The sequence below is a fragment of the Priestia koreensis genome, from assembly GCF_022646885.1.
Classification (GTDB): Bacteria; Bacillota; Bacilli; order Bacillales; family Bacillaceae_H; genus Bacillus_AG; species Bacillus_AG koreensis_A.
Map to the genome: position 1 here is coordinate 296,333 of NZ_CP061868.1, position 14,494 is coordinate 310,826.

The window sequence follows — 14,494 nt, forward strand, 5'->3', positions numbered from 1 at the left end:
TCCTTTGAGATTACTTCGTCAATTAATAGGCCAACTGCCTTTTGCTTTTTTGACTTTAGGCCTGCCATTTCTTCCTTTGCAATGTTAATTTGTTTTTGCGATTGTATTCTTTGCTTTTGAACTTTGGCCTCAATTGTCTCCATATAAGAAGTACTATCTAATGAAGATAACAAGCTCCTAATGTCATTTAAGATTGCTAGGCATAATGTGTTTTCTCTGGTTAAATGGTTGCTACACGCTTTTGCTCCATGCTTATTATAATTACCACAGATATATCCTTTACTATTGGCTTTGAAGTGCATTCCATGTCCGCAATCCGAACAATATAAAGTATTAGTAAATAAATGCTTTTCAGCCTGGGGACGAATTCTTTTACGATGTTCAATAAGCTGTTGAACCGTGTTAAAATCTTCTTTTGAAATTATTGCGTCATGGGTATTAGGTATGTGGATATAATCTCCTGGATTATTTTGGTTCCTAGACTTGTTTGTGACACTCCTCGTTGTGGATCGTCCCTGTACTAGATCACCTGTGTAATGAGGATTGGTAAGTATAACTCTAGTTGTTCCTCCATGCCATTTATCATTAGCATTTTTTTTATTAGAAATTTGGGCTGGTGTCCTGATTCCTTCGTTGTATAATCCTCTTGCAATGGCATCAAAACCTTTACCTGCAAGATATTCACGAAATATTCTTCTAACGATATCTGGAGTGTTGTCAGATTGGATATGAAGTTTGCCATCTTTCAGTGCGTAACCATAAGGAGGTTTTGATCCTTTGAACAAACCTCGTTGTGCTCTGCTTTTTAGAGCTGCCTTCACCCGGTCGCTTGTTCTTTGTGACTCCTGTTCATACAGCCAAGCATAGATACCAAACATTTGCCCATTGCCTTCTAAAGTATTAATTGCATTATCCAGGGTTATAATATGAACTTTATTTTGTTCAGCGATATCACGAATTTCATATGATAAGCGACCATTACGAGCTAAGCGTGACAATTCTTTTGCTAGAATGACATCAAATTTCTTAGCTTTAGCATCAGCAATTAACTGCTGTAACTGTTCACGTTTCTCTGTGGTACCACTTTCTACATCAATGTAAAATTCATGAATGTCCCAACCCTTATCTAGAATATATCCTTTAAATAGATCTCTTTGGTTGGCAAGAGAGGCTTTTTGCTCTTCTTTATCAGTAGAAACTCTTATATAAATTGCACATCTCATGATATATCTTTCCTTTCTATATGAGATGTAGTAGTGTTTACCTTATCTTGAGAATAGTAAGTATTTACTAATCTGTCAATTTTCTCGTTGATTAGTGAATTTAGTATGTCTTGAAAAGTTATATTTGCATTCTCATTAAAAATACGTTCGATTTCCATTATAATTACCCCCAATATCTTATTGAGGTCTAGACCTTAATTAATCTACAAATTTATGATATTAGTGATTCGTAAGAATTTGTAGTGATTTCAGCTGATTTCTATTTATTATTATACTTTCTATATGTGGTTTTCGACTAAATTGCTATGAAAGGATTCGGTACTTTTATCTTCGAATAAGAGCGATATTAGTAACAAATTCGTAGGCAATGTCATGAAAAACTATAAATACCTCGTGGATTCTCTCGGATTCTCAAAAAATCAGCAATAGGGTGAAAAATTTGAAAAAATTCTGAGGGGTAGTTGGTTATACATAGCCTTCGGCTATTTGACGTTTGGCGCCCCACCCCCTCAATATGTTGTTGTATACCATCACTTATTAAGTCCCTTTCAAATTTTGCAATACACCTGGCATAGTCAACATGAGCTTTCCGGCTGTTGTAGTGAAGTCTATTTGTTCTTTAATAAACACTAATCCTATCCCTCGTTCTTGCAGCTCTTTTTCGATCTTATGTAATTCAAATGTACTTCTGGACAATCTATCTCGCTTGTAAATGACGAGTTTGTCACCTTCTCGCAAAGAGTCCAACGCTCTAGCTAATTCTTCACGTTCACTTTTTGCCCCACCTTGTTTTTCAGTAAAAATCTTTTCGCAGCCGTATTCATTTAATTTCTCAACTTGTAATTCTAACTCTTGCCCCAATGTATTAACTCTTACGTATCCAATAACAACCATATTTAGTTCCTACTTCTCTGGTTGTCTAAAAGTCTAATAATTTTTGTGCTTTTTATTTGAGACTAACTTTTAGATGAATACCACAATAAGAACAATTTAAAATTATATAATTTTCTGCGTGTCCAAAAGTTATAACTTTTAGACTTCGTTTATTGGTTACGGTTGGTATGGAAAGAGGTTCACTAACTTAAGGAAACAATAGCAGAAGAGTTACGTCAAAGGTTTATTGGATATGCCCTACTAGCTCGGGAAGTATTGGAGAGTGTATTAAATGACACGAATGCAACAAATAGGGATAAAATAACTCCTGCAAAAGATCTGCTTGATAGGGCAGTTTTTGCACCAATTGATAAAAAGGAATTAGCTCGACCAAATAATAGTGCTATCGAGATATTGTTTGTTGAACCTAATTAAAATTGATACATTGGTAAAAAGAAGACCTAGTGAGGAAGATTCCATTAGGTTCTTTTTTTGGGTTCGCCTTTTTTTGCAAATGTTTTTGTTGAATTTTTGTAATGGAAAACTGTTTTGTCATACCCAAAATAAATTTTACCAAATATAATGAGGTGTAAACGGTAGTATTGATATTAAATGTGGATAAATACTGACGCAAAAAGCCGGTAAATGAAGTGTTTTTAAGATCAACGTTGAGTTTGACAAACAGTCCGGACTGATTTTCGTTCTGATTTTAAATCAATGAAAACATGTAAAAAGGCAAAAATCTGAAGTGTTTCCCTAAGACAACAGTTTCGGGTAGTAGGATTTGTTGTTAAAATGATAAGGATGTGTATTCATATGTCAGAAAAAAAGAATAGCCCTACGCATAAGGTGCGAGGTACACTTACCTTCAACGATGATGAATCATATAATGCCTATGTGAATGGTGATGCGAATTTCAAGAATGGACTGAGAAACCGAGATAAAGGAACCCTGTATCGTCAGCCTGATTTTGAGGAAGATGCAGCAACCTATGATGACAATGATTATTCACCAACAGAAAACAATGAAAGAACAGAGCTAACTCCTGAACAGCAAGAATTTGCTGGGATGCTTGGAACAGCGATAGCTGTAGGACTAACTTGGGTAACAACAGAAGTTGTAGCACCAAAGGTGAAACATTGGTGGAAAAGCAATGCAGCACCAGCACTTCAGGAAAAATGGAATGCTGTTACTGGGAAGAAAATAACGGTAAGTAAATCATCTAAAGAAACAACTACATCATCTGTGGGTGCTCCAGAGATCACTTTGTCGAATGTTTTCTATCAGGAATTAGATGATGCTTATGAGAAATATGCAACAGATATGACCAGTGAGGAAGCTCAGTCTGAATTGCTCGATATATTTATTCTGTCAGCCACGATTGCAGCTAAAGTGAGAAAGCTTTCAAAAGCGAAAATAGTGGATGAGAAAGATATGATTACACTTTTAACATCGCCGGAGTACATCAGTTGTATAAATCAGATTTTACAATCAAATCCGGTGTTACTTGAAGAAAAAACTGCATCGCTTTCTAAAATTTTAGGAAGCAGCCCTATCATTGATGGTATTTATGTACCTATCAAAAATAATCAGTTCAAAGAGAGGTTATTGGTGGGATAGAAACAATAGCGAGATAAAAACACTCTGCAGACCAAAATGGTTAGCTCATTAATCTTTGTGGTAGACCATCTGACCTTACCCATCTCGGTTATTGCCTGAGCATTGTTGAGTCCGTTATAATGGAAAGTAAGTAATATAGAATTATAGTAGGTTAAAATACCTATGGAGGATAAAAGCTATGGTAAATAATATTGTTATCGACGCAATGTGGGACGATTCTCCCATATATGTTTCATCAGAAGTAAACTTTATATGGTCTATTGCAAACAAACTGCGAGGTCCGTATCAAAGTGATAAATATAAGGATGTAATCATTCCTATGACCATCATCCGTCGTTTTGAGTGCGCTTTAGCACCTACAAAAAAGGCAGTAGTAGACCAGTTTAAAGCAAATCCGAACTATCCAACGAAAGCAATGTACCGTATTTCTGGTTTTCAGTTCTACAATACCAGCGAGTTCGACCTAGCAGAGTTGTTGAACGATGCTGACCATCTGGCAGCAAATTTTAAAAGTTATATTCAGGGGTTCTCACCTAATGTGCAGGAAATTATTCTATCTGCAGAGAAAGGTCTTGATTTCAATAAGCAAATTGACAAAATGGACAAGAACAACCGCCTACTTAGTGTTGTTAAGGCTTTCTCTGAATTGGACTTGAATCCTCGTACCATTGACAATGTTAAGATGGGATACATATTTGAAGAACTTATCCGTAAATTTTCTGAAAATGCTGAGGCTGGTGACCACTATACTGGTCGTGATATTATCAAGCTCATGGTAAATATTCTTCTTGCAGAAGGCTGCGATGATATCTTTGATGATGGTAAGGTCATTACCATTTTAGACCAAGCCTGTGGAACTGGTGGTATGTTATCAACAGGATACAACTTCATTAAGCGTTACAATCCAACTGCAGATGTGCGTTTGTTTGGTCAGGAAATTAATCCTGAATCTTATGCTATGTGTTTGGCTGAAATGCTTATTAAGGGACAGAATGCAGGGGATATTTGCTATCAGGATACGATGAAGACTGACTGTTTCAAAGGAACTAAGATGCGTTTCGTACTTGAAAATCCGCCATTTGGCCAGCCTTGGGGCGGTAAAGATGCTGGTGAAGGAGTAGAACAAGCTGTTATCGATGAACATGCAAAAGGATTTGATGGACGCTGGGGTGCTGGAATTCCGGGTTCTGGTGATATGCAGATGCTATTCCTTCAGTCTGCTATAGACAAGATGGATAATAATCTGGGCAGATGTGCAATTATTATGAATGGTTCTCCTTTGTTCAACGGTGGCACAGCATCTGGAGAAAGCCAGATTCGTCGCTGGTTGCTTGAACAAGATCTTATTGAAGCGATTATTGCTCTTCCTACAGAACTTTTCTACAATACGGAAATTGCGACCTATATTTGGGTTCTCTCAAAGAACAAGCGTAATGAGAGAAAAGGTAAAGTACAGCTAATTGATGCTTCTAATATTTGTAATAAGCTGCGCAAAGCCCTTGGCAAGAAGAAAAATGAAATAACACCAGATGATAGAACATTGATTACTAAGCTGTATTCTGAATTTAAAGAGAGTGAAGAAAGCAGAATATTTAAAAATGAGGACTTCATGTACAAAGAGTATGCGATAATGCAGCCTTTACAGCGCAGTTACGCTTTTACTGATGATAGAGTTCAGCATATGCTTCAATCTGGAGCATTAAGCTCACTATATGACGAGGCAAAAGTCAAGGAACTTGAAGATGCGGAAGAATTGAGTAGCAAAGAACAGAAAAAGCTCGATGATTATCTGAATAACAAACCGGTGTATTATGCAATTATTGAAGCTCTCGAAGCTGCTGTGTCAGATAAAAAATATTTGACAGAGAACGAGTTTATTCCGGTCTTGACGAGTGTACTATCTGGTGTAACAGCTGACAAAAAGTTGATTGCCAAAATTGCTGCTGGCTTGTCAGAGATGGATAAAACCGCAGAAATTCAAAGAGATAAAAAAGGCAATGTCATTTATGATAAGGAATCAAAAGACACAGAAATTGTGAAGTACGAAGAAAATATTGATGACTATATGGCACGAGAAGTGCTTCCTTATGTTCCTGATGCAAAGGCATTTTTTGAAGAAAATCTTGGTGCCAAAAAACCGGTAATTAAGATTGGTGCGGAATTTCCTTTTGCAAGAACTTTTTATAAATATCAAGCTCCCCAGGAAAGCCAAGATTTGAAGAAAAGTTTTGTAGAACTTGAAAAGTCTGTGTCTGAACGCATTTCCAAGTTGTTTGGTTAAAGGAGGGATAATATGAGTGAAATGATAGATACAAATATCCAATGGCTTGGTGAAATCCCTTTGAGTTGGGAATTGAAAAAGATTAAATATGTTTTGCGTGAAAGGATAGAAAAAAACAATCCTATCAGAACCTCTTTTATCCTTTCTTTGACAGCCAAACAAGGTGTAATACCTTATGACGAAAAAGAAGGCGGAGGTAATAAACCTAAAGAAGATGTGTCGGCATATAGGTTAGCCTATCCCGGAGATATAGTTATGAACAGCATGAATATTTTGTCTGGATCTGTTGGCCTTTCGAAATATTTTGGTTGCGTAAGCCCTGTTTATTATATGTTGAGACCATTTGCCACTGAAGATGATGTTCGTTATTATAACTATATTTTTCAGTCCACGCTTTTCCAAAAAAGTTTGTTCGGACTTGGAAATGGTATTCTAATAAAAGAATCAGGAAATGGAAAATTGAATACCATACGAATGAGAATTCCTATGGATAAATTTGGAGGGCTATATATTCCTATAGCGCCAAAGGATGATCAAAAGAAAATTGCGGACTTCTTAGACGAAAAGTGCAATGATATTAATACTTTATTATCAGATATTCAAAAGCAGATTGATGTCCTTGAATCTTATAAGCGTTCAGTTATTTCGGAAGCCATAACTAAAGGATTAAATCAAGATGTGGTATTGAAAGATAGCGGGATATTTTATATTGGTCCGATTAATTCAAAGTGGGAAATTTCTAAAATAGGATATATTTGCACAAAATTGTCTCGCTCTTTTGAGCCTTCAGATACTGCTTTAGTATGTTCTAATAAAGGAAAAGTAATGGTTAGAAATGAAAATATTATTGGAAAGATGGTTAGCGGTGATAATGCAATGCAAGGTATACATAAAGGCGATATAGCTATTCACGGTATGGATACATGGCATGGCGCAATTGCATTGTCTGAGTATGATGGAAAGATTACAAGAGTCGTTCATGTATGCGATAGTACCGAAGATAAGAGGTTAGTCGTATATTTTATGCAGTACCTCGCTTTCCAAGGTGTTTACAAACTTATTTCTAACGGAGTAAGAGGTAATACAAGTGACTTCCGCAGTTGGGACAAAGTAAAAGATATTTATATTCCTTTGCCAACTTCCTTGGATGAGCAAAAGGAAATTTGTGATTTCTTAGATGATATTTGTTTAGAAGTGGAAAGAATCATCGAAAAGAAGAAAGAGCAATTGTCAGTTCTTGAAGATTATAAGAAAGCAACTATATACGAATATGTAACAGGTAAAAAGGAGGTGCCGGTCAGTGAATAATATTCTTTCTGAAAAAGAATATCAAGAGTTCATAATGGAACGACTTGAAAAGGGTAACGGATATGTTATTCGTAAGGCTACCAACTATGACCGTTACTATGCTGTTGACCGTGAGATGTTGTTCAAGTTCCTGAACGAAACACAATCGGAAAAAATGGATGCCCTTCGTAAAATCTATAAGGGTGATTTGGAGGATACTATTGTTAGTTTCATAAATTCTGAGGTGACAAAGACTCGAGGTTGCTTGTTGGACATTCTTAAGCACGGTATTGAGTTATCCCATATAAAATTGGAACTGATGTACACCAAACCAGCGACTACCTTTAATAAGGATTTGCTGGTTAAGTATGAAAATAACATTTTTTCTGTTATGGAGGAGGTCTGGGCAAGCAGTGATGAGCGTGTTGATCTAGTTATTTTCTTGAATGGTCTCGCCATTATGTCCTTTGAATTGAAATGCAACGCTGCCGGACAGTCTTATCAGGATGCAATCTACCAGTATCGTGTAGACCGTAATCCAAAGACACGTCTGTTCATGTTTAAGGCCGGTGTTCTTGTAAACTTTGCAATGGACTTGGAAGAAGTCTATATGACTACAAAGTTGGCTGGTAATTCAACATTCTTCCTACCTTTTAATATGGGTTCCGGAGAAGGCGTTTATGCTGGTGCAGGCAATCCAGCCTTTGAAGATAATTATAGCGTATCATATATGTGGGAGGATATATTAACTAAGGATACCGTGCTTGACCTTATCAGCAAGTTTGTATTCATGGAAACCAAGGAATCCGAAGACCCTACCACCGGCAAAATAAAAAAATCCGAGAGCATTATCTTTCCTCGTTTTCATCAGCTTGATGTTATCCGTCAATTGCTTGGTGATGTGCGTGAAAATCGTACTGCACAGAACTACTTAATTCAGCATAGTGCTGGCTCCGGCAAAACAAATTCAATTGCATGGCTTGCACACCGTTTGACTTCATTGCATGATGCAGACAGTAAGGTGATTTTTAATAATGTTATCATCATTACTGACCGTGTGGTTGTTGACCGTCAGTTGCAGAAAGCCATCCTTGGCTTAGAGCATAAAGCTGGTTTTATCCGTGTGATGGATGATAAGTGTACTTCTGCTGATCTTGCAATTGCGCTAAAAGGAAATACAAAGATTGTAGCAACAACTATTCAGAAGTTCCCATACATAGTCGATAGTGTAGTTGGACTGAAAGACAAGCGGTTTGCTGTTATTATTGATGAGGCACATTCCTCTACTGCTGGTAAGGATATGGCGGCAGTAACAAAGACCCTTGGTTCTGGTGAACAGAATTCACGTGATGTTCAGGATATGATTGTAGACGAAATTGCTCGTAATGGTAAGCAAGCGAATGTTTCAATGTTTGCTTTTACTGCGACACCAAAGCCTACAACGCTGCAGCTGTTTGGTCGCTTGAATAAAAAGGGACAGAGAGAAGCATACCATATTTATTCGATGAAGCAGGCTATAGAGGAAGGATTTATTTTGGATGTGTTGCAGAACTACACAACATACAATACTTTCTATCAAATAAATAAAGAAATAGAGGATGATCCTCGTTGTAAAACCACAGAAGCAAAGCGACAGATTGCTCGTTTTGTAGAACTACATGACACCAACATTGCACAGCGAATTGAGGTTATCGTTGAGCATTTCCGTACATCTGTTATGACAGAACTTGGTGGTATGGCAAAGGCTATGGTTGTTACAGCTTCTCGTCAGGGAGCTGTAAAATACCGACAGACTCTTGAGGAATACATTACAAAGCGCGGTTATACGGACATCAAAGCACTTGTTGCCTTTTCTGGAAAAGTGAAGTTGCCGGGTGAAGACGAAACAGAATATAACGAGACTTCTATGAATGGATTTCCAGAAGACCGATTAACAAAGGAATTTGATAAGGACGATTATAAGGTGCTTTTAGTTGCAAATAAATATCAGACTGGCTTTGACCAACCAAAGCTTTGTGCTATGTATGTCTTAAAAAAACTCAAGGGGGTAACTGCAGTTCAGACATTATCTCGTTTGAATCGTATCTGTCCGCCTTTTGAAAAAAAAACCTTTGTGCTTGATTTTGTAAATAGCTATGAGGAAATCAAGGATGCATTCGCACCGTACTACACAACAACGCTTCTTTCTAACTCTGTTACTCCGACAGCAATTTACGACCTTGAGGCTAAGATTGATGCATACACAATCCTTGACCCAGATGATATTGATAAGGCAAATGACCTACTATACAAAGATAACATTTCATCTAAGGATAAGCAGAAGTTGACTTTTTACTTCAAGAAGGCCAGAAATATGATTGAGCAATATGATTTGTTGAAGCAGCAGGAAATTGTAGCATTGATGCGCAACTTTGTGCGTTTCTATGAGTTTTTGCTTCAAGTGTCTAGTTTTGAAGATGTCCATTTACATAAGAAATATAACTTTATTACTTATCTACAGTCTTACATCAATATCAAGCATCCAGGTGGTGGTTACAATCTTGACGGCAAGATTAAAGCTACAAACTTCGTACAGAAGAAGGATGAAGAATATAAGAAACCAAAACTTGTTGCTCAGCCGGTAATGAAGTTGCCGACAGCTGATAGCTTTGGTTTGACAGAAGCAAAAGAGGAACGCTTGTCTCATATTATTGCAGAAATTAACAGCCGCACAGGTAAGACTTATGATAATGATGTGGCAGTTAAGGCTATGCTGCAGATTAGAGATATTCTTATGAAATCTGATAAGCTTAAAACCAGCGCAAAGAATAACACTGTAAAAGACTTCGAATTTTCGTATTTTGATAATACTGATGACGCTCTTATTGAAGGTTTGTCTCAGAATCAGGATTTCTTCTCTCTGTTGCTGGGGAATGATGAAATTAAGAAACAAGTGCTTGGTATTTTTACGGATGAAATATACAAGAGCTTACGTGATGCATAAGTAAAGGAGGAATATAATGTTCGATAAATTCCGTTTGAAAGAAGCCCTTTTAAAGTATAAAGAAAACTTTGTTTCTTCTCAGTGGGGCAATGAAAAATACAAATGGGAAGCTGTAAAATGCTTTCAGGACAATTGGGATGTTAATGAAAGTGACTTTGCGGATATGCTCGCTCGATCATTGTCAAAGACATACAACCTTCTTGGCTCTATGAACAATTTCCCGTCAAAGATGATTCAGAATTTTGCAAAGACAGCACCGGAAGAAGTACGAGCAATGTATATAGCATTGTTCGATGAGAGCAAGGATGTTGTTACTCGCATAATTAAGTTTAAAGACATGTCATCTATCTTGCTTGAAAAATATGGAAATGGCGCCGGTCAGCATTATCAGTATGAAAATGCAGTTAGCATATATTTGTGGTTGCGATATCCTGATAAGTATTATATCTATAAATATGGTGAAGTCAAAGCCGTAGCAGATGAACTTGGTAGTGACATGATTTTCAAGAAAGGGGCATATGTTGATAACCTTCGAAATTTCTATAGCCTTTATGATGAAATATGTGAGGAAATTAAAAAGGATAATGTGCTGCTAGATCTATTTAAATCGCAGCTTACAGACACTTGCTACCCTGATCCAGAGTACAGAACACTCACAATGGATGTAGGGTTCTACATTAGTCGTTTCTATTCTCAGAAAGACCAGCCACAGCAGTATGAGTGGTTCCCAACAGATTACTCCCCTGAACTGACGGTTGAGGATTGGATTGGACTTCTTGGAGATGAAGAAGTATTTACAACTGGAAGTCTTGAAATCATGAAGCGCATGAAAGACTATGGCGGTCAGGCTACTTGCACACAGCTCGCTGTTAAATATGGTGAAAGCAAAAACTTCTATAACAGTGGTTCTTCTGCACTTGCACGTCGAGTTGCAGAAAAAACAGGATGCCCAGTGATGGAACGAGGTACAGAAAACACTTTCTGGTTGCCAATTCTATATATAGGTAGAATTGTCGATAAGGATGAAGAAGGCAGTTATATTTGGAAATTACGTGAAGAACTTGAAGAAGCTCTTGATAATGTTGACCTTTCACAAGTCGAACTTTATGTTGCATCTGCTCCCGGCGAAGAAGAGCACAGATATTGGTGGCTAAATGCTAATCCAAAAATCTGGACTTTCTCTGATATTGCTGTTGGAGAAGTGCAGTCCTATACACTTTATAATGACAAAGGAAATAAAAGGCGTATTTTCCAGAACTTCTTAGATGCTAAAGCTGGTGATATGCTCATCGGATATGAATCCAATCCTGTAAAGCAGATTGTGGCAATTGGTCGTATCAGCGCAGAGCAAGATGGTGAACAAATTTACTTTGAAAAAGTCGAAGGCCTCACATCGCCGATAGATTACCAGACTTTGAAGAGATTCCTCGAGTTGGAAAAAATGGAGTATTTTGTTAATCCTCAGGGTAGTCTTTTCAAACTTACAAAGGGTGAATACCACTTTATCTACGATATGATTCGTGAGGAAAATCCACTGTCATCCGAAGGGGAAGCTGAGAAGTATTCTAAAGAGGATCTCCTTGATGAAGTGTATATGACTGAAAACCGTTATAATATTCTGGTTGCAGTTTTGAAAAACAAAAAGAATATCATCCTGCAGGGCGCACCAGGTGTTGGTAAAACATTTGCAGCAAAACGTCTGGCATACTCTATCATGGGAGAAAAGGATGAAAGCCGAATTGAGTTTGTTCAGTTCCATCAGAACTATTCCTATGAGGATTTTGTGATGGGCTATAAGCCAGTGAATGATGGCTTTGAGTTGAAGTACGGTATTTTCTATCGCTTCTGTCAGAAGGCAGCCAACCAGCCTGAAAAAGAACACTTCTTTATTATTGATGAAATCAACCGTGGTAACATGAGTAAAATTTTTGGTGAGTTGCTTATGCTGATTGAGCGTGATTACAGAGGAACAAAAGCAACACTGGCCTACAACGGCCTTTCCTTTACTGTTCCTAAAAATCTGTACATCATCGGTATGATGAATACTGCAGACCGTAGTTTGGCAATGATTGACTATGCTTTGCGTCGTCGTTTCAGTTTTTTTGATATTGACCCTGGATTCGATTCAGAAGGTTTTGTTAAATATCAGAATACACTGAACGAAACTTTCTCTTTGCTTGTATCAAAAGTTAAGGAATTGAATAAAGAAATCACACTCGATAAATCTTTGGGTAAAGGTTTCTGTATCGGTCATAGTTATTTTTGTAGTACAACTGAATGTACTGAAGAATGGATGCAATCCATCGTGGATTATGACATACTGCCTATGCTCAGCGAGTATTGGTTCGAAGATACAGGAAAGCTGCAGCGCTGGGAAAATATTCTCCGTGGTGTATTTCAATGATTAAGGACAAAAGCATATTAATAAAGAACATCTATTATATGCTGTCTTATACCTTCACCACCTTAAAACAGTCGAACTATGAGGAAGTCGCAAAAGAGGAATTCAAAAATATCCATAACCTCTTTGCTGCAATTCTGGTGAAAGGTATTGGGAAACAATTGAAGCAGGGATTATATCGTGAGTATCTGAATAAAAAAGAAGATATGTCGGTTATACGTGGTAAGATCGATATGCCCGGAACCATGAAAAACAAACTTGCCAGAAAAAAGGTGTTAACTTGCGAGTATGATGAACTTTCGGAAAACAATCTTCTCAATCAGATTCTGAAAACTACGGTCATGTTATTGCTTCGTCATGCAAAAGTGGATGCTAAGAGAAAGAGCGACTTGAAAAAAGAAATGTTATTCTTCTCAAATGTTGATACCATTGAACCAAATTTAATCAAATGGTCATTAATTAGGTTCCAGCGCAACAATCAAACCTACCGAATGCTCATAAGTCTATGCCAGTTAATTCTGGAAGGAATGCTACTTACAACAGAACAGGGCGAATATAAAATGGCTTCTTTTGTTGACGAGCAAAGGATGAGCCGCTTGTACGAGAAATTCATTCTTGAATACTATAATAAGGAATTCCCAGCTCTTGCTGTTAATGCATCACAAATTCCATGGGCGCTTGATGATGGCATAGGAACAATGCTTCCGGTTATGCAAAGTGATATAACACTGTCGCTTGACAACAAGGTTCTAATCATCGATGCAAAGTATTATACGCATACTATCCAGACTCAATATGATAAGCACACATTGCATTCCAAAAACCTGTATCAAATTTTTACCTATGTTAAAAATAAAGATTCAGAGTTGGGGGGAGAACAGTACGAAGTATCTGGTATGCTGCTTTATGCAAAGACGGAAGAAGAAATTCAGCCTGACAATGTCTATCAAATGAGTGGAAACAAAATAAGCGTGAAAACACTGGATTTGAACCATAAATTTATAGATATTGCTGCGCAGCTTAACAAAATTGTAGAAATACATTTCGGTATTACTAATACGTGAGGAGAAGATAGTGGAATCAATAAATACATCTTTTCAGAAACTTCCTTCTGCTTGCTGTTCATCTACTATTACAACATTTAAAGCTGACTGTGATCCCTTTAATGCATTTTCTGCTTCATCTTAACAGACCTAAGATAATGTTGTAACCCTTATTATAAAAATCGTGTTCCGCTCCAAGAAGGTGATGGCAATTGGTGGCATCCTGGTGGCAAAACCAATCATACTGCCACCAACTACATCTGTTTATAGCATAAATAGTAAAAATAAAAGCCTATTAAATCAACAATTTCAAACTCAATCTGTTATAGTCTGACTCACTTCACAACCTTGACAGGGTTGAGGTGAGAGTTCTAATCCTTCATATCTTACCCTATATAAAATAAATTAGGACCAAAATAAATTAAAAAATCTTTCTGAGTGGTAGTAGGTTACTTAAGCTTTCGGCTAGTAAAGTTCAGAGCCCCGTCCCTTTTAATAATCCTAGAATGCTATTGAAGGAATTTAACCATCTACATCACAGGAAGAAATCGCTACAATAGTAAAGGAAATCTAAATAAGTGAGCGCTAGTATAGGTGTTGATACTAGCTTCATCCGTTACGAAATTGTAGACGGTGTAAGCTGTTTGCTTTTTAAGGTGTAGACTTTTTTTTATTTGGATATAAATGATGCGACGGTTATTAAAATTTTAAATAAGGAGCAATCCTTTTAAGGTGCATTTCAAGTGTATTTTTAACTATCATAAATCTTGGGATGCCACCATT

7 protein-coding genes and 1 pseudogene are annotated in these 14,494 nt (G+C 37.1%); 6 read left to right on the top strand and 2 right to left on the bottom strand.

The window, feature by feature from the left end; all coding sequences use genetic code 11:
* Positions 1-188: 188 nt before the first annotated feature.
* Both IE339_RS01620 and IE339_RS01625 read right to left on the bottom strand, forming a co-directional pair.
* Positions 189-1,223 (bottom strand): annotated as a pseudogene (locus IE339_RS01620) (recombinase family protein); the annotation flags it as partial.
* 537 nt (positions 1,224-1,760) lie between these two features.
* Positions 1,761-2,117, bottom strand: coding sequence for a recombinase family protein (locus tag IE339_RS01625; protein WP_242172975.1), 357 nt, complete (start codon positions 2,115-2,117; stop codon positions 1,761-1,763).
* Positions 2,118-2,912: 795 nt separating this feature from the next.
* Between IE339_RS01625 and IE339_RS01630 the strand changes: the two genes are divergently transcribed.
* The 6 genes from IE339_RS01630 (at position 2,913) to mcrC (ending at position 13,732) form a co-directional block, all read left to right on the top strand.
* Positions 2,913-3,716 (top strand): hypothetical protein, encoded by an 804-nt coding sequence (locus IE339_RS01630; RefSeq protein WP_242172977.1) that lies wholly within the window; start codon positions 2,913-2,915, stop codon positions 3,714-3,716.
* 178 nt (positions 3,717-3,894) lie between these two features.
* A complete protein-coding gene (locus IE339_RS01635) occupies positions 3,895-5,997 on the top strand; it encodes a type I restriction-modification system subunit M (RefSeq protein ID WP_242172979.1) in 2,103 nt (700 codons plus the stop codon).
* Between the two features lie 12 nt (positions 5,998-6,009).
* On the top strand, positions 6,010-7,305 hold the full coding sequence (locus IE339_RS01640; RefSeq protein ID WP_242172981.1) for a restriction endonuclease subunit S: 1,296 nt from the start codon (positions 6,010-6,012) through the stop codon (positions 7,303-7,305).
* Positions 7,298-10,267 carry a type I restriction endonuclease subunit R gene (locus IE339_RS01645; protein WP_242172983.1) on the top strand — a complete coding sequence of 990 codons (2,970 nt, stop codon included), beginning with the start codon at positions 7,298-7,300 and terminating at the stop codon, positions 10,265-10,267. Before IE339_RS01640 ends, IE339_RS01645 begins: the two co-directional genes overlap by 8 nt.
* Before the next feature lie 16 nt (positions 10,268-10,283).
* Positions 10,284-12,671 carry an AAA family ATPase gene (locus IE339_RS01650; RefSeq protein ID WP_242172986.1) on the top strand — a complete coding sequence of 796 codons (2,388 nt, stop codon included), beginning with the start codon at positions 10,284-10,286 and terminating at the stop codon, positions 12,669-12,671.
* On the top strand, positions 12,668-13,732 hold the full coding sequence (gene mcrC, locus IE339_RS01655) for a 5-methylcytosine-specific restriction endonuclease system specificity protein McrC (protein ID WP_242172988.1): 1,065 nt from the start codon (positions 12,668-12,670) through the stop codon (positions 13,730-13,732). Before IE339_RS01650 ends, mcrC begins: the two co-directional genes overlap by 4 nt.
* The last annotated feature ends 762 nt before the right edge of the window (positions 13,733-14,494 follow it).

What these genes read in the sequence shown, in the direction of transcription:
- IE339_RS01625 (WP_242172975.1), bottom strand. Translation starts at nt 2,117, where the DNA reads ATGGTTGTTATTGGATACGTAAGAGTTAATACATTGGGGCAAGAGTTA.
- IE339_RS01630 (WP_242172977.1), top strand. Translation starts at nt 2,913, where the DNA reads ATGTCAGAAAAAAAGAATAGCCCTACGCATAAGGTGCGAGGTACACTT.
- IE339_RS01635 (WP_242172979.1), top strand. Translation starts at nt 3,895, where the DNA reads ATGGTAAATAATATTGTTATCGACGCAATGTGGGACGATTCTCCCATA.
- IE339_RS01640 (WP_242172981.1), top strand. Translation starts at nt 6,010, where the DNA reads ATGAGTGAAATGATAGATACAAATATCCAATGGCTTGGTGAAATCCCT.
- IE339_RS01650 (WP_242172986.1), top strand. Translation starts at nt 10,284, where the DNA reads ATGTTCGATAAATTCCGTTTGAAAGAAGCCCTTTTAAAGTATAAAGAA.
- mcrC (WP_242172988.1), top strand. Translation starts at nt 12,668, where the DNA reads ATGATTAAGGACAAAAGCATATTAATAAAGAACATCTATTATATGCTG.